This is a genomic window from Micromonospora sp. NBC_01392, from assembly GCF_045040125.1.
In the GTDB taxonomy this organism is placed as follows: domain Bacteria; phylum Actinomycetota; class Actinomycetes; order Mycobacteriales; family Micromonosporaceae; genus Micromonospora.
The window spans coordinates 4,433,551-4,458,179 of the sequence record NZ_CP109549.1; the positions used below are offsets into that span (position 1 = coordinate 4,433,551).

Annotated in this window: 23 protein-coding genes and 1 pseudogene; 15 read left to right on the top strand and 9 right to left on the bottom strand. The window is 73.5% G+C overall.

The window, feature by feature from the left end:
* Positions 1-216: 216 nt before the first annotated feature.
* The gene (gene coaD / locus OG767_RS19365) at positions 217-648 is read left to right on the top strand and encodes a pantetheine-phosphate adenylyltransferase (protein WP_405094250.1); all 432 of its coding nucleotides are present in this window, start codon (positions 217-219) and stop codon (positions 646-648) included.
* Positions 649-762: 114 nt separating this feature from the next.
* Here coaD and OG767_RS19370 read toward each other — a convergent pair whose 3' ends face one another.
* On the bottom strand, positions 763-951 hold the full coding sequence (locus OG767_RS19370; RefSeq protein ID WP_405089843.1) for a DUF397 domain-containing protein: 189 nt from the start codon (positions 949-951) through the stop codon (positions 763-765).
* Positions 941-1,789, bottom strand: a complete 849-nt coding sequence (locus OG767_RS19375) for a helix-turn-helix domain-containing protein (protein ID WP_405089844.1) — start codon at positions 1,787-1,789, stop codon at positions 941-943. The genes OG767_RS19370 and OG767_RS19375 overlap by 11 nt, the downstream gene beginning before the upstream one ends.
* A 352-nt stretch (positions 1,790-2,141) precedes the next feature.
* Here OG767_RS19375 and OG767_RS19380 point away from each other — a divergent pair, with 352 nt between their 5' ends.
* The 5 genes from OG767_RS19380 to OG767_RS19400 all read left to right on the top strand — a co-directional run bounded on the left by OG767_RS19380 (position 2,142) and on the right by OG767_RS19400 (position 8,045).
* On the top strand, positions 2,142-3,290 hold the full coding sequence (locus tag OG767_RS19380; RefSeq protein WP_405089845.1) for a helix-turn-helix domain-containing protein: 1,149 nt from the start codon (positions 2,142-2,144) through the stop codon (positions 3,288-3,290).
* Between the two features lie 165 nt (positions 3,291-3,455).
* On the top strand, positions 3,456-5,687 hold the full coding sequence (locus tag OG767_RS19385; RefSeq protein WP_405089846.1) for a ricin-type beta-trefoil lectin domain protein: 2,232 nt from the start codon (positions 3,456-3,458) through the stop codon (positions 5,685-5,687).
* Between the two features lie 148 nt (positions 5,688-5,835).
* Positions 5,836-6,726 carry an SGNH/GDSL hydrolase family protein gene (locus OG767_RS19390; RefSeq protein WP_405089847.1) on the top strand — a complete coding sequence of 297 codons (891 nt, stop codon included), beginning with the start codon at positions 5,836-5,838 and terminating at the stop codon, positions 6,724-6,726.
* Positions 6,727-6,927: 201 nt separating this feature from the next.
* Complete coding sequence (locus OG767_RS19395) at positions 6,928-7,080, top strand: hypothetical protein (RefSeq protein ID WP_281942069.1); 153 nt, start codon at positions 6,928-6,930, stop codon at positions 7,078-7,080.
* Entirely contained in the window at positions 7,080-8,045 is a 966-nt protein-coding gene (locus OG767_RS19400; protein ID WP_405089848.1) for an N-acetylmuramoyl-L-alanine amidase, read from the top strand. The genes OG767_RS19395 and OG767_RS19400 overlap by 1 nt, the downstream gene beginning before the upstream one ends.
* Here the strand turns inward: OG767_RS19400 and OG767_RS19405 are convergent.
* Both OG767_RS19405 and OG767_RS19410 read right to left on the bottom strand, forming a co-directional pair.
* Positions 8,032-8,610 (bottom strand): GNAT family N-acetyltransferase, encoded by a 579-nt coding sequence (locus tag OG767_RS19405; protein ID WP_405094251.1) that lies wholly within the window; start codon positions 8,608-8,610, stop codon positions 8,032-8,034. The two genes, OG767_RS19400 and OG767_RS19405, sit on opposite strands and share 14 nt — an antisense overlap.
* 21 nt (positions 8,611-8,631) lie before the next feature.
* Positions 8,632-10,644 (bottom strand): annotated as a pseudogene (locus OG767_RS19410) (penicillin acylase family protein); the annotation flags it as partial.
* 97 nt (positions 10,645-10,741) lie between these two features.
* On the opposite strand from OG767_RS19410, the gene OG767_RS19415 reads away from it, so the two are divergent.
* The 5 genes from OG767_RS19415 to OG767_RS19435 all read left to right on the top strand — a co-directional run bounded on the left by OG767_RS19415 (position 10,742) and on the right by OG767_RS19435 (position 16,502).
* Positions 10,742-12,247 (top strand): pyridoxal phosphate-dependent decarboxylase family protein, encoded by a 1,506-nt coding sequence (locus OG767_RS19415; RefSeq protein ID WP_405089849.1) that lies wholly within the window; start codon positions 10,742-10,744, stop codon positions 12,245-12,247.
* Positions 12,248-12,255: 8 nt separating this feature from the next.
* Positions 12,256-13,524 carry a lysine N(6)-hydroxylase/L-ornithine N(5)-oxygenase family protein gene (locus OG767_RS19420; RefSeq protein WP_405089850.1) on the top strand — a complete coding sequence of 423 codons (1,269 nt, stop codon included), beginning with the start codon at positions 12,256-12,258 and terminating at the stop codon, positions 13,522-13,524.
* A complete protein-coding gene (locus OG767_RS19425) occupies positions 13,521-14,090 on the top strand; it encodes a GNAT family N-acetyltransferase (protein WP_405089851.1) in 570 nt (189 codons plus the stop codon). The genes OG767_RS19420 and OG767_RS19425 overlap by 4 nt, the downstream gene beginning before the upstream one ends.
* A complete protein-coding gene (locus OG767_RS19430; protein WP_405089852.1) occupies positions 14,087-15,871 on the top strand; it encodes an IucA/IucC family protein in 1,785 nt (594 codons plus the stop codon). Before OG767_RS19425 ends, OG767_RS19430 begins: the two co-directional genes overlap by 4 nt.
* Positions 15,872-16,292: 421 nt before the next feature.
* Positions 16,293-16,502 (top strand): DNA-binding protein, encoded by a 210-nt coding sequence (locus tag OG767_RS19435; RefSeq protein WP_405089853.1) that lies wholly within the window; start codon positions 16,293-16,295, stop codon positions 16,500-16,502.
* Between the two features lie 348 nt (positions 16,503-16,850).
* Here the strand turns inward: OG767_RS19435 and OG767_RS19440 are convergent, their stop codons facing one another.
* Positions 16,851-17,465, bottom strand: a complete 615-nt coding sequence (locus OG767_RS19440) for an ATP-binding cassette domain-containing protein (RefSeq protein WP_405089854.1) — start codon at positions 17,463-17,465, stop codon at positions 16,851-16,853.
* A 187-nt stretch (positions 17,466-17,652) separates the two neighbouring features.
* Between OG767_RS19440 and OG767_RS19445 the strand changes: the two genes are divergently transcribed.
* Together OG767_RS19445 and OG767_RS19450 are read left to right on the top strand one after the other, a co-directional pair.
* Positions 17,653-18,573, top strand: a complete 921-nt coding sequence (locus OG767_RS19445; protein ID WP_405089855.1) for a nucleotidyltransferase family protein — start codon at positions 17,653-17,655, stop codon at positions 18,571-18,573.
* Entirely contained in the window at positions 18,566-18,973 is a 408-nt protein-coding gene (locus OG767_RS19450) for a lasso peptide biosynthesis protein (protein WP_405089856.1), read from the top strand. The genes OG767_RS19445 and OG767_RS19450 overlap by 8 nt, the downstream gene beginning before the upstream one ends.
* 7 nt (positions 18,974-18,980) lie before the next feature.
* Here the strand turns inward: OG767_RS19450 and OG767_RS19455 are convergent, their stop codons facing one another.
* From OG767_RS19455 to OG767_RS19465, 3 genes are read right to left on the bottom strand one after another with little or no spacing between them, the layout of a single operon-like run.
* A complete protein-coding gene (locus OG767_RS19455; protein WP_405089857.1) occupies positions 18,981-19,262 on the bottom strand; it encodes a PqqD family protein in 282 nt (93 codons plus the stop codon).
* On the bottom strand, positions 19,259-20,392 hold the full coding sequence (locus tag OG767_RS19460; RefSeq protein ID WP_405089858.1) for an asparagine synthase-related protein: 1,134 nt from the start codon (positions 20,390-20,392) through the stop codon (positions 19,259-19,261). Before OG767_RS19460 ends, OG767_RS19455 begins: the two co-directional genes overlap by 4 nt.
* Positions 20,385-21,251 carry an ABC transporter permease gene (locus OG767_RS19465; protein ID WP_405089859.1) on the bottom strand — a complete coding sequence of 289 codons (867 nt, stop codon included), beginning with the start codon at positions 21,249-21,251 and terminating at the stop codon, positions 20,385-20,387. Before OG767_RS19465 ends, OG767_RS19460 begins: the two co-directional genes overlap by 8 nt.
* Positions 21,252-21,744: 493 nt before the next feature.
* On the opposite strand from OG767_RS19465, the gene OG767_RS19470 reads away from it, so the two are divergent.
* Positions 21,745-22,752 (top strand): AraC family transcriptional regulator, encoded by a 1,008-nt coding sequence (locus OG767_RS19470; RefSeq protein ID WP_405089860.1) that lies wholly within the window; start codon positions 21,745-21,747, stop codon positions 22,750-22,752.
* Positions 22,749-23,717, top strand: a complete 969-nt coding sequence (locus OG767_RS19475) for an AraC family transcriptional regulator (RefSeq protein WP_405089861.1) — start codon at positions 22,749-22,751, stop codon at positions 23,715-23,717. Before OG767_RS19470 ends, OG767_RS19475 begins: the two co-directional genes overlap by 4 nt.
* Positions 23,718-23,721: 4 nt before the next feature.
* Here OG767_RS19475 and OG767_RS19480 read toward each other — a convergent pair whose 3' ends face one another.
* Positions 23,722-24,627 (bottom strand): siderophore-interacting protein, encoded by a 906-nt coding sequence (locus OG767_RS19480; RefSeq protein ID WP_405089862.1) that lies wholly within the window; start codon positions 24,625-24,627, stop codon positions 23,722-23,724.
* Positions 24,628-24,629 lie beyond the last annotated feature (2 nt).

Below are 24,629 nucleotides of genomic sequence, written 5' to 3' on the forward strand. Positions count from 1 at the left end.
CTTCCGGCCGGGGCGTCGACCAGCCGCCGGCAACTCTCCGGCGCCCGGCGCCTGTCGAGCTGAGAGCAGAAACGACTCACCGGCCGCACCTCGACCAGCCCCTGCCTCGCTCCGGCCGATCATCAGGTCGGGACGCCGGCCACCTACAGTCGTGCCATGCGGACCGACACGACCGGGACAGCCGAACCAGCGGCAGGTTCACATCCGGCGGGTTCGATTGCGGGACGTGCGCCCGTCCGGGCCGTCTACCCCGGCACCTTCGATCCCGTGACGCCCGGACACCTGGACGTGGTGAACCGGGCGCGCGGCCTCTTCGACGAGGTGGTCGTGCTCGTCGCGGTCAACGGCGACAAACAGCCGGGCAGCGGCGAGGAGCAGCGGGCCGCCGCCGTCCGGGCCGCCCTGCCGGCCGGGTGGACCACCGTCACTGTGGCGGCGTGGCGTGGGTTGACCGCCGACTACTGCCGTCGCCACGGTGCGGGAGTGATCATCCGTGGCGTGCGGAACACCACCGACCTCCAGGCCGAACAGCGGCTCGCCGGGATGAACCAGTCGTTGGGCGTCCCCACCGTCTTCCTGCCGGCGCGGCCCGAACTGGCCGCGACGTCGTCCACGGCAGCGCGCACGCGAGGAAAGGCATCCGCGTAGCCGGCCCTTGCCTCACCCCACCTTCTCGAATGCTGGATCAAATGTTCCACTTCATGAGAAGTCTGGAGACCTTGGAAGAGAACGGCCCCGATAGGGGCCATTCCGTACCAAGATCTATGAGAGCGCGGACCGCCGCTTCAGGTTGTCGACGAACGCGCCCCAGGCTGCGGTGTCGAAGCTCAACATCCCGGTCGCGGGGGCCTTGGAGTCGCGCACGTCGACCATGACGCCCCGATCGCGCACCTCGACGCACTGCCCGTTGCTCCCGGAGCGGCTCGACTTGCGCCAGGTGTCATGTCGCATCCCTGCTCAGCTCCTTGATGAACGTCACCGACTCGGCCGGCGACCGCGCCAGCATCCTCAGATTGTCGTACGCCGCCGACAGCCGCGCCAGGTCACGGCTCGACTCCAGGAACAGCTCGCCCGCCAACGTCTCGATGTAACCCAGCGGCGGATCGTCCTGCTCGAAGGTGAGCAACGCGAAGCCGCTGCTGTCCGCCAGATGCGCGCCGGCCTCGAAACGCAGCACCTGGATCGTGACGTTCGGCAGTCGGCTCAGCTCGACCAGGTGGTCGAGTTGTTCCCGCAGCACGTCCGGGCCGCCGACCTCGGTCCGCAGCGATGCCTCGGAGAGGATGGCATGCATCCGCAGCGGCGTCGGCTGCCGACGCAGCACCTCCTGACGGGTCATCCGGGCGGCGACCCGCTCGTCGACAGTCGCCGGGTCGGCCTCTCGACCGATGACGTTGACCTCGCGGGCGTAGCGCTCGGTCTGGAGTAGACCGGGCACCAGCATCGGCTCGAAATTCTTGAGTTCGGCCGCCTCGGTCTCATAGGCGATGTACGTGGCGTACTTGCCGCCGAGCCGTTGCCACCACCCGTCCTCGCGGAGGCCACGCGCCTGTTCCAGCAGCGACGTCCCGGGCTCTTCGTCGATCTTGACACCGTAGGCGACCAGCAACTCCATGACGTCACCGACGCGGGGTCTGATCTCGCCGGACTCGATCCGACTGATCCGGGACGCGGAACAGTGGACGATCTCCGCCGCCGCCTCCCCGGTCAACCCCATGGCTTCGCGGAGCTTGCGTAGCTCGCGGCCGAGTCTGCGTGAGCGCGGCGTGGCCGGCGTGAATCGAGGCATGTCCTGATTCTGCACGGAGAACCGCCTTTTCACGTGCCCAACCGCACGTGCGTGTCCATGTCGATCATTCCGATGTGCTTGCACTGCATCACTTGAGGCGTAACGCTACAACATGCAGACGCTACGGATAGTCACAGCGGTGCACGCCGGCGCGAGTCGCGGTCGGCCATTTTTCGGCCCTTGACCTGGTCAGGAGGTGATGCCCCATGACGTCGACAGTTGTCTCGATCGCGCTTGGTGGCTTGGTGCCGGGCTTTCTGCTCGGGCTGCTCGCGTTCCGGGTGAAATCCCGCTGGTGTCCGCGCTGTGGAGCGTCCACCGAGGCGATGCGCCCGCCAATGGGGCGGCAGCGGTGAGCGGGCAGCGCCTGCGGGAGACCGACGAGGCGCCGATCGGGCGGCGGGTGGCCCGCTGGCGGGTGCGTCGGCGGATGACCCAGCAGATGCTGGCCGACCGGCTCGGCAAGTCGAAGAGCTGGGTCGACAAGGTCGAACGCGGCGTACGCGCACTGGACCGCCACTCGGTCATCCAGGAGATCGCCGAGGTGCTCCGCGTGGACCCGGCGGTCCTGCTCGATCCGCGCCGATCCGTGCCGACGGCGGAGTCCGGGTTGGACGGTGTGGAGGCGGTCCGCGCCGCGCTCGCCCGCTACCACCGTCCACCCTCCCCGAAAGCAGAGGCGGAGCAGGTGCGACGGCACGTCGCGCACGCCTGGCTGACCTATCAGCACGCTCACTACGCCCAGCTTCTGCGCGCGCTGCCCGCCCTGCTCGACGCCGTCCACGGCACCCCCGACCTGCTGCTGCCGGCGTACCGGATCACCGCCTCGGTGCTCGTCAAGCTCGGCGAGGCCGATCTGGCCTGGCTGGCCGCGGACCGGGCCGTCGCCACCGCGAACGACGACCCGATCCGCGCCGCCACCGCGAGCATCGCCGTCGCGCAGGCGCTGCGCGCGCTGGGCCGCCACCGCCTCGCCCGCACCGCCGCCCTCGCGGCCGTCGACACCACCACCGATCCGGGGGTACGCGGCACGCTGCTGGTGCAGGCGGGCATCGCCGCCGCCGGTGCCGACGACCGCCACCACGCCGACAACCTGCTCGGCCGCGCCGCCGCACTGGCCGACCGGGGTACGCCCGACGACGACCCGCACCACGTCGGGTTCTGCCCCACCGTCGTGCTGCTGGGCCGCTTCCTCGCCGCACTCGCCCTGGGCGACGACGCCGAGGCGGTGCGCCGGCACCAGCACGCCGTCCGCACCGACGGGTGGCGGCGGCTTCCGGCCGAGCACCGAGCAGCCCATCTGGTCGACGCCGCCGGCGCCCAGCTCGCCACCGGCGATCTCACCGCCGCCGGGCGGGCGCTCGTCGACGCCGATCGGATCGCGCCCGCCGAGGTCCGGTGCCGCCCGGTCGCGCGTACCCTGCTCGCCGAGATCGCCCGGCGCGACCCGGCGGCGGCCGACGTCGCCCGGATCGCGGCGCTCGCCGGCCTGACCCGCTGAGCATCGTCGCGCGGCGGTGACCGAGCGTGTACCGAGTTCCGGAACCGTCCGATTTCATTGACTCCGGTCACTCTCACGCGGTTACGTGGCGGTAGCACCCCACCCCACCACCCCCACGGCACACGTGCCGCCCGCGACGCGTGCCGGCGACGAAAGGTGCCCGAGATGATGCGATTCGGAGCGGCGTACCGACGATGGCCCGGCCGGCTCACCGCGTGCGGCGCGGTCGCCGCCGTGCTCGGCGCGGTCGGCGCGGTCGCCGTCCTCGCCCCGACCGGGGCGTACGCCGCCAGCACCGGCTCGCTGGTGAGCGCCGCGAACGGCAAGTGTCTCGACGTGGCGAACAACTCCACCGCCGACGGCGCGACCGCGCACATGTGGACCTGCTACCCGACCGTCGCCAGTCAGAAGTGGACGCTCGCCGACGACGGTTCGGTGCGGTCCCAGGGCAAGTGCCTGGACGTCGCGAACAACGGAACCGCCAACGGCGCCGCCGTGCACATCTGGACCTGCTACGCCACGGTCACCACCCAGCGGTGGACGCTCACCGCCGCCGGGGACCTGGTCAACGCCGCGTCCGGCAAGTGCCTGGACATCCGCGACAACAACCAGGCCGACGGCGCGCCCCTGCAGATCTGGTCGTGCGCCGGCTCGGCCAACCAGAAGTGGACACTGACCGGCGTGAGCACCCCGACCACCCCGCCGCCGACCCCCACCGGGCCACCCCCCTCGGACACGCCGGTGACCAATCCGGACCTCGGCCCGAACGTCAGCGTCTTCGACCCGTCGATGTCGACCTCGACCATCCAGAACCGGCTGAACACGGTCTTCGCCCAGCAGGAGACCAACCAGTTCGGCAACGCCCGGTACGCGTTGCTGTTCAAGCCGGGCAGCTACGCGGTGGACGCCAACGTCGGCTTCTTCACCCAGGTCGCCGGCCTGGGCCTCACCCCGGGCCAGACCACCGTCAACGGCCGGGTGCACGTCGAGGCGGACTGGTGGCCGGACGGCTCGCAGAACGCCACCCAGAACTTCTGGCGCTCGGCGGAGGGGCTGACCGTCAACCCGACCGGCGGGCTGGAGCGGTGGTCGGTGTCGCAGGCCGCGCCGTACCGCCGGATGCACGTGCGCGGCAACCTGGCGCTCTCCGACGGCGGCTGGTCCTCCGGAGGCTGGATCTCCGACACGATCGTCGACGGGCAGATCCAGTCCGGCTCGCAGCAGCAGTGGATCACCCGCAGCTCGCAGATCGGCGGCTGGACCGGGTCCAACTGGAACCAGGTCTTCGTGGGCGTGTCGGGTGCGCCGGGCAACAGCTTCCCGAACCCGCCGTACACCACTGTCGGCACCGCCCCGGTGGTGGCCGAGAAGCCCTACCTGTACGTGGACTCGGCCGGGGCGTACCGGGTGTTCGTGCCCGCGAAGCGCACCGACACCGCCGGCACCACCTGGGCCGCCGGCACCCCGGCCGGGCGGTCGATCTCGCTGAGCCAGTTCCAGATCGTGCGGCCGGGCGACACCGCGGCGAGCATCAACGCGGCGCTGGCCGCCGGGCGGCACCTGCTGGTCACCCCCGGCGTCTACCAGCTCGACCAGACGCTGAACGTGACCCGGCCGGGCACCGTCGTGCTCGGCCTGGGCCTGGCCACGTTCGTGCCGCGCAACGGTGTCACCGCGATGACGATCGCCGACGTCGACGGGGTACGGCTGGCCGGCGTGCTCTTCGACGCCGGCACCACAAACTCGGCCGTGCTGCTCCAGGTCGGGCCGCCCGGGTCGAGCGCCGACCACGCCGCCGACCCGACCGTGCTCTCCGACGTCTTCGTCCGGGTCGGTGGCGCGATCGCCGGCCGGGCGACGGTGAGCATGCAGATCAACAGCGACGACGTGATCGGTGACCACGCCTGGATCTGGCGGGCCGACCACGGCAACAGCGGCACGGTCGGCTGGACCGTCAACACCGGCCGCAACGGGCTGGTCGTCGACGGCGACGACGTCACGTTCTACGGCCTGTTCGTGGAGCACTACCAGCAGTACCAGACCATCTGGAACGGCGAGAACGGGCGGACCTACTTCTATCAGAACGAGATGCCCTACGACCCGCCGAACCAGGCCGCCTGGATGAACGGGTCGACCCGGGGCTGGGCGGCGTACAAGGTGGCCGACTCGGTCACCAACCACCAGGCGTGGGGGTTGGGCAGCTACTGCTTCTTCAACGTCAACCCGGCCGTGGTGAGCGCACGCGCGTTCGAGGTGCCGGCACGCTCCGGCGTGCGGTTCCGCAACATGGTGACGGTCTCGCTGGGCGGTGTCGGCACCATCAGCCACGTCATCAACGACACCGGGGCCACCGTCGACAGCGGCCACCAGGTGACAAGCATCGTCAGCGGTCCCTGACCGGACGGGTGGCGGGCCGGTCCTCGGCAAGGGGCCGGCCCACACCCCCGACCACCCCTTAGTGAGCCCTGCCCATATTGACGAACATCACCGGCATCGGCAGACTCCCGACCACCACCACCCCCTGATCCCGCTCCGGGAGGGCGCCATGAACCGTCCCCACCTGCCGCTGAGGCGTACGGCCGCACGACTGGCCGCGCTCGCCGCGGCCACCGCCGGCGTACTGCTCGCCGTCACCGCGCCCGCCAACGCCGCCGTGCCCGCCGGGCGTTACGTGGCGCTCGGCGACTCGTACACCGCCGGCCCGCTGATCCCCACCCAGGTCGACCTGAACTGCCTGCGGTCCAACCGCAACTACCCGACGCTTGTCGCCGCGTCCGCCGGGTCGTCGTCGTTCGCGGACGTGAGCTGCTCCGGCGCGACCACCGACGACATCCTGTACGGCGGCGACGGCCAGCTCGGCATCAACCTGCCGCCGCAGCTCAACGCCGTCACGTCGGCCACGGCGCTGGTGACGGTGCAGATCGGGGGCAACGACATCGGGTTCTCCGGGATCATCAGCGACTGCGCGGAGGCGAGCGTCAGCAGCCCGCTCGGCTCGCCGTGCAAGAACCGGTTCACCGCCGGCGGCACCGACCAGCTCCGGGCCCGGATCGCCGCCACCGTGCCGAAGGTGACCACCGTGCTGCGCGCGGTCCGGCAGGCCGCGCCGAACGCGCGGGTCGTGGTGCTCGGCTACCCGGCGATCCTGCCGGACAGCGGGTACGGGTGCTGGCCGGTGGTGCCGATCGCCTACCAGGACGTGCCGTACCTGCGCGGGGTGGAGAAGGCGCTGAACAACATGCTGGCCGACACCGCGGCGGCCAACGGCGCGAGCTACGCCGACGTCTACACCCCGTCGATCGGCAAGGACGCGTGCAAGAGCAGCGGCACCCGCTGGGTGGAGGGCCTGGTGCCGCAGAACTCGGCCGCGCCGTTCCACCCGAACGCCCGGGGCGAGCAGGGCATGGCGACCGCGCTGCTGGCCCACCTGAACTGAGTCGATCCCCCGGCCGAGCCGGTCCCGCCGAGCGGCGGGGCCGGCTCGTCGCCGCTCGGCGAACCCCGATCGCCGGCGAATATTTTCGCTCGGAAGAGTATGGGTGAAGGGTATCGACAGGGTGGCCCGCGCCGGGATAGCGTGCCCGCACTCACATCCGTCGATCGACCGGATGCCGAGCGCCGTCGCCGAAGGAGCGCCATGCCCACGTCCCGATCCGTCCGTCTGCGGCGCCGAGGTCTGCTCGGCATCCCGGCCCTGGTGGCCGCCGCGCTGACCGTGGTCGCCCGTCCCGGCGCGGCCGTCGCCGCGCCGAAGGCGGAGTGCCTGGCCGACCTGCTCCAGGAGCGGTGATGGCCACGATTCCCTGGCTGGTGGACGTGCTACGGGCCGCCGGCGTGCAGGTCGTCGTGGAGGGCGACTGGCTCAACCGGGCCCGCCCCGGCTCGTTCGACCCGATCGGCGTGCTGTGGCACCACACCGCGGCCACCTCCAGCGCCACCAACCCGCACCCGGCGTTGAACATCTGCATCAACGGTCGCCCCGACCTGGCCGGCCCGCTCTGCCAGGCGCTCGTCGACTACCACGGCGTGTTCCACGTGATCTCCGCCGGTCGGTGCAACCACGCCGGCGTCAGCGGCGGCAGCGGGCCGATCCCGGCCGGCGACGGCAACACCCTGATGATCGGGTGGGAGATCGACTACAACGGCGTGGACCAGCGGATGACCACCGCGCAGTACACCGCCAGCATCGCCGCCACCGCCGCCGTGCTCACCCGGCTCGGCAAGGACTCCAGCTATGCCCGTGGGCACCGGGAGACCAGCACCACCGGCAAGATCGACCCGTCCTTCATCGACCTGAACACGATGCGGGCCGACGTCGCGGCGAAGATGGCCGGCGGTGGCGGCGGCTGGTCCTCGATCGTGGACAACGCGACCGCCGGCCGGTTCTCCGCCAGCGGCAACTGGGGCGTCTCGTCCTTCTCCGGGCAGCGCTACGGCGCCGACTACCGCTACGCCGACCCGGTCGCCGCCAGCGACGCCGCCTGGTACAAGTTCAACGTCCCGCGCACCGGCAACTACCGGGTCGAGGCGTGGTGGCCGGCGAACGCGGGCTACAACGCCTCGACGCCGTACGTCGTGGCCACCACCACCGGCAACCGGACCGTCTACGTCGACCAGCGGGCGACCGGCGGGCAGTGGCGCACCCTCGGCACGTTCACGCTGGCCGCCGGCGACGCCGACCGGGTGGCGGTGAGCCGGTGGAGTTCCGCCGCCGGCCTCATCATCGCCGACGCGGTCCGGCTCACCGAGGTCTGACCGGGTCGTCTGCCGGGGCGGCGGCCTCGAACCGTTCGCGGGTGAGGAACGCCAACTGGGCGCGCTTCTCCGGCAGGTCGATCTCGTCGGCGAACTCGAACCCCTCGATCCGCAGTCGACGCAGCGCGGCCTCGTTGCGTACGTCCGGCTCGACCACCACCCGCCGGGCGGCCGGGTCGCGCAGCAGGAACCGGAGCAGCGCCGGGACGACGGCCGAGGTGAGGCCGCGCGCGTACCGTCGGGGTGGGTTGAGCAGCAGGTGCATGCCGACGTCGCCGGGGCGGACCGGGTACCGCTCCCCCACCGGGTCCGCCTCCGGCCGGTAGGTCTGGAACAGCCCGACCGGCTCGTCGTCCAGCATGATCAGGTACGCGTGGTGGGTGTCCAACCCGGCCAGGAAGGCGTAGACCTCGCGCACCTCGTCGCGGGTGTGCGCGCCCATGCCCCAGAACCGGTTGCGGGGCAACGTGACCCAGCCGTGCAGCAGCTCGGCGTGCCGGTCCGGGCGCACCGGCGTCAACGCCAGCGCACCGAGGTCGGGGTCGCGCTCCAGGGGAATCGTCATGGTGTGGTCCTTCGGAAGAGGGTCGGCGGGCACCGGGACCAGCGTCCCGGCGGCCCAGTGCGGAAACTGGTCGGTGAAGTGCGGATGGCCGGGCCGCCCGGACGCGCCGAACGGGACGATCCAGCGGCTGGCCGCCTGGTCGGTCAGGTCCCAGACGTAGCGGGCGACCGGGCCCCGCCAGCAGGTGTCGGAGACGCCGGGAACGCCGGACGTGGCCAGCACGCAGTCGGTGTCCCCGCCGAGCGCGGCCCGCTCCCGCATCGCGGCGACGGCGGCCGAGGTCCCGGCGGCCACGCCCAGGTGCAGCGGGTGCGGCAGGTGCCGGCGACCCCACGGCTCGGGCGGCGGCCCGGCGGCCACCTCGACCAGCGCGTCGACGCCGAGCGACACGACGTCGACGCCGGGCTCCTCGACGAGGTGGTCCAGGGCCAGGCCGATCCGGGTCGCCGGGTCGGTCCAGGGGGTGAACAGCTCGTCGTACCCGGACGGCTCGTGCAACGCCCGCAGCGACGGGTGGGCGATCAACCGGCGGGCGAGCGCGGCACGCCAGGCGGCGTACGCCCCGGCGTCGGGCGAGTCGGCCACCATCTCGCGGTTCCAGGCCAGCAGCCGGTCGCACAGCGCGCGGGCCGGCGCGCCGAGCCCGACGGCGTCGAGCCGGCGCAGCAGCCGGTACGTCGGGGTCGCCGGGAGGCGGGCGTCGGTGTGCACGGTGGACGCCTCGACGCCGTCGGCGAGCAGGGCGCGGATCCGCCGGGCGCGGTGCGGCGGCGCGAAGTCGACCCCGTGCGCGGCGACGTCCGGGCGACGGTCGTTGGCGCAGACCGCGACCCCGTCGACCTTGTCGTCCACCATCGGCAGGTAGTCGCCGCGCCAGTGGTGGCGCGGGTCCCAGCCGGGCACCGGCTCGCGGCGACAGTGGTCGTCGCGTACCGGGACCAGGCCGGCGACCAGGCGACGGACCGCGCCGCCGGGGTCGGCGACGAGCACGCTGTTGACCGGCTCGACCCAGGCGCGCAGCGCGTCCGCGACGTCGCCGGCGTGGCGGGCGCGCAGCAGCGGCAGCAGCGCCTCGAACCCGAGCCGGGCCTCGACGCGGCTCGGCGTGCGCAGGCTGAGCGCCTCGCCGGTGACCCGGTCGTGGTCGACGACCGGGCCGCGCGGCGTCTCCACGATCTCGACGCGTTCGACCGGACCGCCGCGCACCTCGATCTCCTCGACGTGCCGCGTAACCGGAACCCAGCCGGCGGCGTCGCGCGCCAGCAGCCGGTCGCCGTCGCGGCGGAGCTGTTCGCGGTAGACGTCCTGGTAGTCGGCCATCGCGTTGGTGACGGCCCAGGCGACCTCGCCGGCGTGCCCGAAGTGCGGCAACCCGGGTACGCCGGGAAAGGCCAGCCCGACCACGTCGAACTCCGGGCAGGCGAGCCGGATCTGCTGGTAGACGCCGGGTAGTTCGAGCAGCCGGTGCGGGTCACCGGCGATCAGCGGGCCGCGTCCGGTGGCCGGGTCGGCGGGCAGCGCCCAGGCGTTGCTGCCGGCGGAAGCCGGCCCCTCCACCGCGAACCGGCCGACCGCGTCGGGGCCGAGCGTGCGGGCGACGTGCGCGTGCCAGAGCTTGTTCGGGAACGTGGAGAACAGCGCGTGCTGGACCAGGAACACGCCGAGCGGCGTCCACGGCCGCCACGGCTCCGGCGCGCTGCCGGTGGCGGCGAACTCGGGCGCGGCGGCGGCACCCCCGGCGAGCCCGTCGTTGACGCCGTCGACGTACGCCGCGACCCACCGGCGGGTGGCCGGGTCGAGTCGGTCGTGGCAGCGGCGGGCGGTGTCGTCCAGGCGGGCGCGCCTGGCGAACCGGTCCCAGGGCAGCTCCGCGGCGCCGACGTGGGCGGCGAGCCGGCCCTCGGCCCGCCACCGTTCGACGCTGAGCTGCCAGGCCCGGTCGTCCGCGGTGACGCGACCCTGGAGGTACGCGAGCGCGTCCACGTCGTCGGCCCACAGCTGCGGTACGCCCCACCGGTCGCGTTCGACACGCATCCAACCACCCCTCCTTGATAGTTAGGTGAGCCTAACCTAATCTAACTGCCGCGTGGCCGTCGCCGCGCCCCTGTCCACACGACCACCGGGAAGCCGCATGAGTTCGACCGCCAGCGCCGCGCGCGCCCACCTGTTCCACACCGGATCCGTCGAGCGGTACCGGGACGTGCTGACCCGCGGCGTCGAACGGGTCGCCCGCCGGGTCGCCGAAGTGGACCGGCCGGGCACCGGCGTCCGGCCCGAGGCGCTCGCGCCGCTGGTCGGCGGCATCGACCTGGACCGGCCGCTGGGCGACACCGACGCCGCCCTGGACGAGCTGCACGACGTCTGGCTACGCGACGCGGTCTGGTTCCACCACCCGCGCTACCTGGCCCACCTGAACTGCCCGGTGGTCATTCCGGCGCTGCTCGGCGAGGCGGTGCTCAGCGCCGTCAACTCCTCGCTGGACACCTGGGACCAGAGCGCCGGCGCGACGCTGATGGAACGCCGGCTGATCGACTGGACGGCCGGCCGGATCGGCCTCGGCGCCACCGCCGACGGCGTCTTCACCAGCGGCGGCACCCAGTCCAACCTCCAAGCCATGCTGCTGGCCCGGGAGGAGGCGTACCGGCGGGAGGTCGGCTCGGCCGCCACCCGGCCGGCCCGACCGGAGGTGCTGGCCCGGCTGCGCGTCGTCACCTCGGCGGCCGGCCACTTCAGCGTGCAGAAGGCCGCCAAGCTGCTCGGCCTCGCCGCCGACGCGGTGCTCACCGTGCCCACCGACGCCGGCCGCCGGATGCGCACCGACGAGCTGGCCCGCACCATCGACCGCTGCCGGCGCGACGGTCAGGTGGTGATGGCGGTCGTCGCCACCGCCGGCACCACCGACTTCGGCACCATCGACCCGCTGCCGGAGATCGCCGACATCTGCACCGCCGCCGGCGTCTGGCTGCACGTGGACGCCGCGTACGGGTGCGGGTTGCTGGTCTCCCCCACCCGCCGGCACCTGCTCGACGGCATCGAGCGGGCCGCCTCGGTGACCGTCGACTACCACAAGTCGTTCTTCCAGCCGGTCAGCTCCAGCGCGCTGCTGGTGCGCGACGGCCGGACGCTGCGGCACGCCACCTGGCACGCCGACTACCTCAACCCGGCCCGCGCGGCCGAGCAGGGCATCCCGAACCAGGTGGACAAGAGCCTCCAGACCACCCGACGCTTCGACGCGGGCAAGCTGTGGCTGACGCTGCGGATCATGGGACCGGACGCGATCGGCGCGCTGTTCGACCGCGTCGTCGACCTGGCCGCCGACGCCTGGCGGCACCTCGACGCCGACCCGCGCTTCGAGGTGGCGGCGCCCGCCCAGTTGAGCACCGTGGTCTTCCGGTACGTGCCACCCGACGCGCCGCCGCACCTGGTGGACGAGGCGAACCTGCACGCCCGCGAGGCGCTCGCCGCCTCCGGCGCGGCGCTGGTCGCCGGCACGAAGGTGGACGGCGCGCACTGGCTGAAGCTGACGCTGCTCAACCCGGAGACCACAGTGGACGACGTGCTCGCGGTGCGCGACCTGATCGCCGAGCATGCCGCCTGGTACGCCCGCACCGCGGCCACGCTGGCCCCGGTCGGTTGAGGAGCACCATGTCGACGTACGACTTCATCGCCGTCGGGCTGGGCCCGTACAACCTCGGTCTGGCCTGCCTGACCGCGCCGATCAACGACCTGGACGGGCTGTTCCTGGAGGCCCGCGACGACGTCGACTGGCATCCCGGGATGCTGCTCGAATCGGCCCGGTTGCAGACGCCGTTCCTGGCCGACCTGGTCACGCTCGCGGACCCGACCTCGCCGTACTCGTTCCTGAGCTACCTCAAGGAGACCGGCCGGCTCTACCCGTTCTACATCCGGGAGAGCTTCTTCCCGCTGCGCGCCGAGTACAGCGCGTACTGCCGCTGGGCCGCCGGCAAGCTGGCGAACCTGCGCTTCCGGCACACCGTCACCCGGGTCGAGCACGACGGCGAGCACTACGTGGTGCACGCCGACACGCCGGACGGGCCGGTCACCCACCGGGCCCGGCACCTGGTGCTGGGCACCGGCACCCCGCCGCACCTGCCGCCGGCGTGCGCCGGGCTGGGCGGCGACCTGATCCACACCTCGCGCTACCGGGAGCACCGGGCGGCGCTGCGCGCCAAGCGCAGCATCACCGTCGTCGGCAGCGGGCAGAGCGCCGCCGAGATCTACCACGACCTGCTCGGCGACATCGACACCTACGGCTACCAGCTCACCTGGGTGACCCGCTCGCCGCGATTCTTCCCGCTGGAATACACCAAGCTGACGCTGGAGATGACGTCACCGGACTACGTGGACTACTTCCACGCGCTGCCGGAGGCCACCCGCTACCGGCTGGAGGCCGCGCAGAAGCCGCTGTTCAAGGGCGTCAACGCCGACCTGATCAACGACATCTACGACACGCTCTACGCCAAGAGCCTGACCGGCCCGGCCCCGACCCGGCTGCTCACCAACACCGAACTGGTCGACGCCGCGTACGCCGACGGGCGCTACCGGCTCGGGCTGCGCCACACCGAGCAGGACCGCGTGTTCACGCTGGACACCGAGGGTCTGGTGCTGGCCACCGGCTACCGCCACCGGCTGCCGGAGTTCCTCGCGCCGGTGCGCGACCGGCTGCGCTTCGACACGCACGGCCGCCTCGACGTGGCCCGCAACTACAGCGTCGACCACACCGGGCGGGGCGTGTTCCTCCAGAACGGCGGCACCCACACGCACAGCATCACCTCGCCCGACCTGGGCATGGGCGCGTACCGCAACTCGTGGATCATCCGGGAGCTGACCGGCCGGGAGCACTACCCGATCGAGAAGGCCATCGCGTTCCAGGAGTTCGGGGCACCCTCATGAGCGTGTTCACCCGGATCGACGCGCGACTCGGACTGTTCGCGCTGCGCCCGCTGGACCCGGACGCCGACGCGCCGCTGCTGCACCGCTGGGTCACCCATCCGAAGGCGGCGTTCTGGCTGATGGGCGACGCCGACGTGGCGGCCGTGGCGCGGGAGTACCGGCGGATCGCCGCCCACCCGCACCACGACGCGTACCTCGGATCCTGGCGCGGCCGGCCGGCGTTCCTGGCGGAACGCTACGACCCGGCCCGGGTGGAACTGGTCGGCCTCTACCGGCCGGAGCCCGGCGACGTCGGCATGCACTTCCTCTGCGCGCCAACCGACACGCCCGCGCACGGCTTCACCCGCGCCGTCATCACCACGGTCCTGGCGTGGCTCTTCGCCGACCCGGCCACCCGCCGGGTGGTGGTGGAGCCGGACGTACGCAACCACGCCGTGCACGCGCTCAACGCCGCCGTCGGCTTCACCGTCGTCGGCGAGATCCGCAAACCGGAGAAGGACGCGCTGCTCAGCGTCGTCACCCGGGACCAGTTCCGCGACGCCACCGAAGGAGACCCGCCGGCGTGAACCCGATCGCATCCGTCGACCACCTGACCCCCGAGGCGTGGGCGACCGCCAACCGGCTGCTGGTCCGCAAGGCGCTCGCCGAGTTCGCCCACGAACGTCTGATCACCCCCGAGCCGGCCGGCGACGGGTGGTGGACCGTGCGCTCCGACGACGGCGCGGTGGCGTACCGGTTCGCCGCCGACAGGCTCGCGCTCGACCACTGGCACGTCGACGCCGCCAGCATCACCCGGCACCGCGACGGCCGGGAGCTGCCGCCGGACGCGGTCGACCTCTGCCTGGAGCTGCGCGGCGCGCTCGGCCTCACCGACGCGGTCCTGCCGGTCTACCTGGAGGAGATCACCTCCACGCTCGCGGGCACCGCGTACAAGCTGGGCCGGCCCGCGGTCACCGCCGCCGAGCTGGCCGCCGCCGACTTCCAGACCGTCGAGACCGGCATGACCGAGGGCCACCCGTGCTTCGTGGCCAACAACGGGCGGCTCGGCTTCGGCGTCCACGACCATCATCGGTACGCCCCGGAGGCCGCCGCCCCCCTCCGGCTGCTCTGGCTCGCCGCGCACCGCGACCACACCACCTTCACCAGCGCCGACGACCTGGACTACGACACGCTGGTCCGGGCCGAGCTGGGCGCGGAGACGCTCGCCCGGTTCGCCGCCACGCTGACCGGGCTCGGCCTCGACCCGGCCGACTACCTGCTCATCCCGGTGCACCCGTGGCAGTGGTGGCACCGGCTCGCGGTCACGTTCGCCGGTGAGGTGGCCGCGCGCCGGCTGGTCTGCCTCGGCGAAGGGCCCGACGAGCACCTGGCCCAGCAGTCCGTCCGGACCTTCTTCAACGTCACCGACCCGACGAAGCACTACGTCAAGACCGCGTTGTCGGTGCTGAACATGGGCTTCCTGCGCGGGCTGTCGGCCGCGTACATGGCGGCCACGCCGGCCATCAACGACTGGCTGGCCGCGCTGATCGCCGACGACCCGGTGTTCACCCGCGCCGGGCTGACCATCCTGCGGGAACGGGCCGCGATCGGCTACCGGCACCGGCAGTACGAGGCGGCGACCGCGCCCGGCTCGCCGTACCGGAAGATGCTGGCCGCGCTCTGGCGGGAGAGCCCGGTGCCCGGCCTGGCGCCGGGCCGGCGGCTGGCCACCATGGCGTCGCTGCTGCACGCCGACCGGGACGGCCGCCCGTTGGCCGGCGCGCTGATCGCGGCCTCCGGGCTGCCGCCGGCCGACTGGCTGCGCCGCTACCTGGACGCCTACCTGGTGCCGCTGCTGCACAGCCTGTACGCCTACGACCTGGCGTTCATGCCGCACGGCGAGAACGTCATCCTGGTGCTGCACGACGGCATCGTGGAGCGGGTGGTGTTCAAGGACATCGCCGAGGAGATCGTGGTCATGGACCCGGACGCCGACCTGCCGGAGCGGGTCCGCCGGGTACGGGCGACGGTGCCGGACGACGAGAAGATCCTGGCCATCTTCACCGACGTGTTCGACTGCTTCCTGCGGCACCTGAGCGCCACCCTGCACACCGCCGGCGTGCTCGATCAGGACGACTTCTGGCGCACGGTCGCCGAGTGCGCCACCGGGTACGCCGCGACGGTGCCGCACCTGGCCGAGCGGATGCGGCGGCACGACCTGTTCGCGCCGGAGTTCCCGCTGTCCTGCCTCAACCGGCTCCAACTCCGGAACAACCAGCAGATGGTGGACCTGACCGACCCGTCCGCCGCGCTCCAGTTCGCCGGCACGCTGCCCAACCCGATCACCCGCTTCGCTCCAACCCGGTAGGTGCCACGGCGAGTGAGATCTTGGTAGGAAAAGGCCCCTATGAGGGCCATTCCTTTCCATGATCTCGCCCGCCATCCCCAAAACGGGGTGCGGCACGGACCGGTCGACTGTCAGGCGGCGGACCCAGCCGAGAAATCGGCCGTACAGCGCCACCGGGTCCGGTGGGTTCGGGCACAGTCGCGTTAGGTCAGCAGTGGCCTCGTACAGCAGCTCGGCCATGTCGACGGCGAGCCAGGTCGTCTCACCGAAGTAGTCGGCGGCCAACTCGACCTGGGCCCTAGCGCACGGCCACGGGTGGGCGCACGCGGTGCAGATCCAGAGGGGCTTGGGCGGGGGTCTGGAACCACTCCACCGCAATCCCGACGGGTTGTCAATCTGTAAGTGACAAATGCACAGTGCAGGTCGTGCATACGTTCGGGCGGTGAGACGACCACGCCTGTACGGGCCCGGCGTGTTGGCCGCCCTGTTCGGCGTATCGCGTCAGCGGGTCCTTCAGATCACCCGCCGGCCCGGGTTTCCCGAGCCGCTCGCCCGGCTGATCGGCATGAACGTCTGGGACGCGGACGAGGTGGACGAGTGGGCCCGGCACCACCGCCCGCCCCGCCCTACCGACGGTGACGAGCAGGGCTGACCACGCTCGCCGCCACTGGACCCGGTAGGCGCTTCGAGATCTTGGTACGAAAGTGCCCGCCGGATGCCGAAATCTCTACTCGTCAGGGCGGACAGGGCAGGTTCGATGACGACAACGGACCGGCCGGCGTTTGACGTCCATGCCGTTCCACTCATGGCGCGCAGGCCGAGTGGGTGGAACGGCATGGCTGTCTCCGCGCCCGTTTGACGTTCATGCCGTTCCACCCACCGCTTTGCACTGCACCCAGATCAGCCCGGCCTGCCACAGACGCAGGAAGCACAACTGGCGCTGCGGTGCGGAATCGTCGACGCCGCACGCCACACACCTCCCCCACGAGGGCAGGGCTGGTCAGTGGTGGATCGGCATGGCCAGGGAGCGGTCGCAGTGGGACCGGTCCTCGGGCAGGTGCGAGGCGAGCACGACCGTCGACTCCGGACGGCGGTCCAGCGCGGCCCAGAACAGCGCCCGCGCCTGCGCGTCGAGGGACCGGCCGGGCTCGTCCAGCAGGATCACCGGCGGGTCACCGAGCAGGGCGCGGGCGACGCTGACCCGGGCCCGCATGCCGGCCGAGCAGCGGTTCGCCGGCTGCCGGGCGTACGAGGTGATGGCGAACTCCTCCTCGAGCCGGGCGACCGCGTCGGCGGCACGGCTGGTGGGCAGGCGCATCCGGGCCACCAGCGTCAGGTTGTCGTGCGCGGAGAGCCCGCCGCAGAGCGTCTGTTCCGGGGCGAGCGCGACGCCGACCAGGCGGCGGGCGGCGGTGGAGCCGGCCGAGTGACCGGCGACGGTGGCCCGACCCCGACTCAGCGTGAGGACGCCGGCCAGGCAGCGCAGCAGCGTGGTCTTGCCCGCGCCGTTGCCGCCGGTGAGCAGCAGCCGGGTGCCGGGCGCGACCTCCAGATCGAGGCCCGAGAAGATCGCGCGCCGTCCGAAGGCGCGCCCGGCATCGTGCAGTCGCAGCATGGCCTGTCGATCCTAGCGAGCCGGGCCGGCCGAAGTGGTATATCAGACATAGCACAGTATCAATTTATGTGAATCCGACTCGGAAGGTGCGTTCGATGTCACCGCTGCTCCGTCTCCGCGACCGGACCGCACCGGACGCCACCCCGACGGCTCCTGGACGCCACCCCCGGTCCGTCGGGGCGCGGTCGTGACCGCCGGCCTCGCGGTGCGCTGCCTCGCCCTGGACGCCCTGGCGGTAGCCACCAGCGACCTGCTGCGCCGGCACGGCGTCGACTGCCTGCTGCTCAAGGGCGCCGGCCTGGCCCGCCGACTCGGCGTCGACCGGGTCTACGGCGACGTGGACCTGCTCGTCGCGCCGGAGACCGTGCCCGCCGTTCGGGACGCCCTGCACGCCGCCGGCTACCGCCCGACGCTGCCGCCCGAACCGTACGACGTCGCGGCGTCCTGGCACGAACAGCCCTTCACCGCCCCCGGCGCGCTGCCGCTGACCGTGGACCTGCACCGCGGCTTCGCCGGCGTCGGCGACCCGGACGCGCTGTGGCGGTCGCTACGCGGCCCGGCCGAGCCGCTCGACCTGGCCGGCGGGCGGGTCCTCGTCCCCGACGAGGCCGGGACCGCGTTGCTGGCCGCGCTGCACGCCGCCTGCCCGGGAGACAGCGGCAAACCCGTGCACGACCTGGACCGCGCGCTGGCGGTGCTGCCGCCGTCCGCCTGGGCCGTCGCCGGTCGACTGGCCATCCGCTGCGACGCCGTCCCGGCATTCACCGTCGGAATGCGGCTGCGGCCGGCCGGCGCGGCGGTCGCCGGCCGGCTCGGTCTGTCCGCCGCGGCCGAGCCGGCGTCGATGTGGCTCGCCGCCCGACGCGCCACCCCCACCACTGTCGGGCTGGCCGGCGCGGTGGAACTGCCCGGCCCGTGGCTGCGCCGGCTGCGCCTGCTGGCCCGGCTGGCGCTGCCGGCACCGGCGTACCTCCGGCAGGCCGACCCGGCGGCGCGCGGCGGCCGGTGGCGCCTGCTGCGGGCGTACCCCCGCCGGACCTGGCGGCACGTCCGGTGGCTGCCCCGGGGGGTGCGGGAACTGCGGACCGCGCGGCGGCGTCATGGCTGACCGGCTACGCGCGCTGCGCGCCCTGGCCCGGGTGACCCGCCGGCACGGGCCGCTGGGCCTGGCGCTGGTGGCGTGGACGCTGCTGGCCTGTCGGCGGGTGCGTCGGCAGCTCGCCCGTGGCGGGCTGGACGCGGTGCGCCTGCCCGCGCCGCCGCCCGGCGGCACCGACGCGCTGGTCCGGCAGGCACTGCGCCGCGGCGGCGGCAACTGCCTGGAGAGCGCGCTGGTGCGGCAGCGTTTCCTGGCCCGGCGGCGGGTGCTGCGGACCGTGGTGATCGGGGTCAGCGCGCCGGACGCCGGCTTCCACGCGCACGCCTGGCTGGACGGCGACCCCGACCCGCACCGGCACGAGCTGGCGGAGATCCTGCGCCGGCCCGTCCCGCCCGCCTGGTTGCCCTGACCCTGGGTCAGACCCGTTCGAGCAGCCCGGCGGCCTCCAGGTCGGCCAGGAACGAGCGCACGTCGGCGACCGCCCGCTCCCGCTCGACCTCGGCGTGCCCGACCAGCACCTCAGCCAGCTGGGCGGTGGAGGCGCCGGCCACGAGATACGGCCACAGCGCGGTGGCGGCGCGGTCCAGCGCGAAGTAGACGGACTGCCCGACATCCAGCAGCACCGTCTCGTCGCCGTTGGTCCGCCACGCCACCCGGTCGCCGCGGACCCGGTACAACACGGACGGTTCACTGGTCATCTCGGCGCCTCCAGATCGGGTCGTCCCTCGGTGGCCGACAGGCCGGCCAACCACACCTGCTGCACCAGCGCCGCCGTGCGTGAGTCGAACCGCCAGCGCGACCACTCCCGACGCAGTGCCGCCACGTCGACGAGCGAGTCGTCGACACCGCTGCCGTCCCAGGCGCCCACCAGCTCGCGGGTGGCCGCCCGGAGGAACACCTCGTCGAAGGTGGCCTTGCGGCGCGGCGTGATGATCACCGGGGGCAGCGCGGCGTCGGCGACCGCCGCGAGCAGCTCCCGACGGGACGGGGACCGCAGCCGGCCGTGGCGGGCGGCCAGCGCGGCGGCGAACCGCTCGTCCAGCAGCGGCGCCACGGCCAGCACGTCGTGGTCGGCCGCGATCGCGGCCAGGCCGACCCGGGTCATGGTGAGGTCCCGGCGACGCAGGTGCCAGGCGATCCGGGCGGCCAGCCGGTGCGGCTCGGCGCGCCGCTCGGCGACGAACGCGCGGCGCGCCTGCCGGGCCACCTCCGGGCGCAGCCAGGGCAGCGGATCCGGCGGCCGGCGTCGCAGCCCGGCCCGGAGCCGGCCGAGCCGGGCCCGCAGCGAGGCCGGAGGCCGCCGCCAACCGGCGAGAATCTGGTCGCCGCCGACGCCGGTGAGCAGCGCGCCGCCGCGGGCCAGCTCCACGATCGGCAGGTGCAGGTGCCGGTCCGGCGGGTGCACCTGGCCGTACCGGGTCAGCAGCCGCCGGGCGACCGGCCCGACCAGGTCCAGGTCGTCACCGGCCTGGAGGATCTGCCACTGCCGGGTCAGGTCCAGCTCCGCGATGATCTTGGCTTGCCAGGGCGTCTCCTGCGCACCGGGCGCGTCGGTGAACCGCCAGGTGACCGGCACCGGGTCGGGCAGCCCCTCCCGCCGCGCCACCCGGGCGGCGATGGCCAGCACCAGCGAGGAGTCCAGCCCGCCGGAGAAGCTGACCAGGCAGGGCGGCCGGCGCAGCGCCGGCAGCACGGCCCGTTCCAGGGCCACCAGCGGCGGCAGCGCCGGACCGGGCCGGCCAGCCGGCGTGGGCGCTGCCGGGTCCAGGCCCAGCACGACGCCGTACGCCACGTCGCGGGCGGTGGGACGCGGGATCAGGTCAGTCACGGGTGAGCACCCCTCTGCGCCGGGCCAGCCACAGCGCACGGTCGAAGATCCAGGCGGCGAGCGGCAGCAGCACCGCGGCGGCGACGGCCAGCGGCCCGGCGGCCCGGCCCCAGTCGCCGCCGGCGAGCGCGGCCCGCAGCCCGTCCAGCGCGACCCGGGTGGGCAGCACCGCGCACACCGGGTGCAGGACGCCGGGCAGCGCCGAGATCGGGAAGTAGGTACCGGACAGGAACGACAGCGCCACCACCAGCAGCCGGGCCGCCGGGTCGCCGTACCCGACCGCCACGGTGAGGCCCATCAGCGCCATTCCGAACGGCAGCGCGCCCAGCACGGCGAGGACCAGCATCACCACCGCCCCGGGCCAGGACGTGTCGGCGACGTGCAGGCCCAGGACGCCGGCCAGCAGGCCCAGGTAGAGGCCGGCGCGCAGCAGCGCGAACGCGAACGGGTACGCCACCAGCCCCAGCGCCAGCGACCAGCCCGGCACCGGCTGCGCCGCCCACAGCTCCAGCATCCCGTCCCGCTGCTCGGCGGCCACCCGCGTGACCACCTGCACGATCGCGGACTGGAGCACCAGCAGGAACACGATGCCCACCGCGACGAAGTCGAAGTAGCCGCCGGGGCCGGTGAAGCCGGCGCCCGGGTGCGGGACGAGCACCCGGGAGACGAACAGGAACGCCAGCAGGTTCAACACGCCGAACACCAGGTCCAGCAGGAACGGCACACGCAGCCCACGGCGCTCGGTGAGGTCCCGGCGCAGCAGCGCCGCCATCGCGCGCCCGGCGACCCGCCACCGGGACGGCACGCCGCGGGCAGCCGGAGTTCCGGGTACGGCGACCGGTGCCTCGACGCCCCTCATCCGCGCCTCCTCCCGGCGGTGAGCACCCGACCGGTCCGCGACCCCTGCGGGGCGGGGACCGGCCGACCGGGGTCGGCATCGTCGCCTGACTCCGATCGGCCGGCCGTCTGCGCCGGGCCGGGTGCAACGGCTCGGACAGGGCAGACGCTAGAACCGGGCGACGACGCCCGCCGGAACGTCCGAACAGTCAGCTACCCGACAATCTCGCCCGCCGCGTTGCGTAACCACATTGTCGTTTTATCCCGGGTGATCGGTCCTACGACGGGAACGTGGAGTGTGCAGCGGATATCGTGTTGCCGGCCGATGAATCGATCCGACCCGTCGCATCGCGCCCGCGTTCGCAAACCGGTCAGTGAATTACGGAAAATGGATCGGCTGTTCTATTCGGCGTGTCTTAGGCGGTGCATCCGTTCGTGTCGGGCCGTTGCCCTCCGGCAAGTGACCCGTTCAATGAGGCGTACGAACGCCGGAACGGTGCAGCGGGAGGTGACACGTGACCGGGCAGTGGACGGGCCGACCGGAGTCGGCCGACCGCGACGTGGTGGAGACGGACGACCCCGAGCACGCGCACCACCTGATGGCCCGCCGGTTCGGTGCCCACCGGGCCCGGATCTCCGGTTCCCGTGATCGCTTCCGCTACCGTCGGGAGACCCGGGGCGCGGACGAACTCCACCTCGACGAGGTGCGGTACACGCTCTCCGCCCGATCCGAGAACTCGCCCTATCCCGGCTTCGCGGCGCTCACCGTGACACGCGGCCGGTACGGCTTCCTGCACCGGGGTGACGAGCTGCACCTCGGCCCGGGCACCACCGGCCGCTATCCCGACGTGTCCTTCACGCTGCTCGCCGACGACGTGGCGGCCTCCGTCGTCCGGCTGCCGACGCCCCGGATCGCGGCGGTCGCCGCCACCTACACCGGGTTGCCCGTCGCCGCGTTCCGCTTCACCGCGCTCGCGCCGCTGTCCCCCTCGATGGCGACGCTGTGGCAGTCGACCGCGGCGTTCCTCCGGCACCAGCTCACCGACGACGCCGTGTCAGCCAGCCCACTGATCCGCGCCGGCCTGGTGGACCTGGCCGTCGGCACCGCGCTGTCGGTGTTCCCGAACACCACCATGACGCTGCCCTACCTGCCCACCCCACCGTCCGTACGCCCGGCGTCGGTGCGCCGGGCCGCCGAGTTCATCGAGGCGCACGCCGCACGACCGCTGACCGTCGCGCAGATCGCGGCGGCCTGCGACGTCGGCCCGCGCTCGTTGCAGGCCGCGTTCCGGCAGCACCACGGGCAGAGCCCGATGGCGTTCCTGCGCGCGGTCCGGCTCCGCCGGGCACATCAGGACCTGACGCAGGCCCGACCGGGACAGACCGTGGCCGGCACCGCCCGCCACTGGGGCTGGGCCCATGCCGGGCGGTTCGCCCAGGCGTACCGCGAGACGTACGGCTGCCACCCCGGCGACACGTTGCGCGCCACGGGAGTGCCGGCGCCGACGGAGCGGGATCGGTGACGGACGACGGCCCGGCACGGCGGTTCGAGTTGTCCACCCGGGACCCGGACGTCGCCCGCCGGGCCATCACCGAGGCGTGCGGCGAACACCGCCCGCACTTCCGGGGCACCCGACGCGACTTCCACTTCGCGTGGCGGGGCGTGCAGGCCGGTCCGCTCGGCCTGACCCGGGCCGCGCACTCCATGGACGCCCGGGCGGAGACCGGGCCGTACTCCGACTTCCTCGCCGTGCACGTGGTCCGGGGCCGGTTCCGGTTCGTCGACGGTGACGAGGAGCTGCTGCTGCCGGCCGGCGGCGTCGGCCGGTATCCGCTGCGCCGGTCGGTGCTGTACTGGACCGACTCGGTGGCCACCACGGTCCGGCTGCCGATGGAGCTGGTGGCGCACGTCGCGGCCGGCCGGGTGGAAGCGGCCCCGCACACGTTCCGCTTCCTCGGTCTCGCGCCGGTGTCGCCGGCCATGGCCCGGGCCTGGGCGCACCTGTCGGCGTTCCTGTACCGGATGTCCGCCACCGGCGACGACAGCCTCGACCAGCCGCTGGTCCAGGCGTCGCTGGCCGACCTGACCGCGGCCACCGCGCTCACCGCCTTCCCGAACACCACCATGACCAGCAGTTACGTGCCGCAGCCCCGCCGGGTCGCGCCCTCGGTCGTCCGACGCGCGCAGGCGTACCTGGACGAGCACGCCGCAGAGCCGGTCACCGTGGCCCAGGTCGCCTCCGCCTGCGGCGTCGGACCACGCGGACTCCAGGCCGCCTTCCAACGGCACCTCGGCTACAGCCCGCTCACCTACCTCCGCCGGGTCCGCCTCGCCCGCGCCCACCGCGAGCTGCTCGCCGCCGAGTCGGGCGGCGCCGAGACGGTCGCCGGCATCGCCCGCCGCTGGGGCTGGGCCAGCCCCGGCCGCTTCGCCGCCGCCTACCGCGAGGCGTACGGCCGGCCGCCGCACGAGACGCTACGCGGGTGACGGGTCAGCACTCGGCCCGACCGGCCCGCCAGTAGCCCATGAACGCCACCGCCCGACGGTCGAGCCCACGGTCGGTGACCAGGTGCCGGCGCAGGCCCCGGATCACCGCCGCCTCGCCGGCCAGCCAGGCGTAGAGCGTGGCGTCGGCCGGCCGCTCCGGCACCTCCCAGAGGACCTCCCGGTCGACGTCCACCTCGGCCGGCGGCGGGCCGGCCGGTGACCCGGTCGGCGGCGGCAACAGCCGGGCGGCGAGGGCGGTCACCGCCTCGGTGAGCCGGCTGCCGTGCGGGGCGCCGCCCCGGGGCAGCCAGGTCACCGTCACGCCGGCCGGGACGCGGCACGGCAGCTCGTCCCCCACCGTCGGCACCTCCACCACGGCGTGGCCGTGCGCGTCGGCCGGCAGCCGGTCCAGGATCGCGCAGATCGCCGGCGCGGCGGTCTCGTCGCCGGCCAGCAGCAGCGTGGCGCCGGCCGGCGGCCGGAACTCGACGCCGCCGTGCCCGCCCGGCCAGCCGGCGTCCGGGCCGACAAGCGCGAGCCGGTCGCCGAGGCGGGCGCGGCGGGCCCACCGGGTGGCCGGGCCGCCGTCGCCGTGCAGCGCCAGGTCCACGTCGATCTCGTACGCCGCCGGCCGGACCGCCCGGACCGTGTAGGTGCGGATCGGGCTGCGTTCCTCCGCCGGCAGGTCCCGCCACCGCTGGTACCAGTCCGGTCCGTCGGGCAGTTCCGCCGCGCCGCCGTCCACCAGCGGCAGCGCCAGCTTGATCCGCTGGTCGTAGCCGTTGTCGGCGAACCGGTCCAGGTCCGGTCCGGTGAACGTGACGCGCAGGAACGACGGGCCGAGCCGGCGCAGCGCGCGGACCTCGACGGTGAACACGCGCCACGGCGCGGCGGCCAGGGTGCTGGTCATGG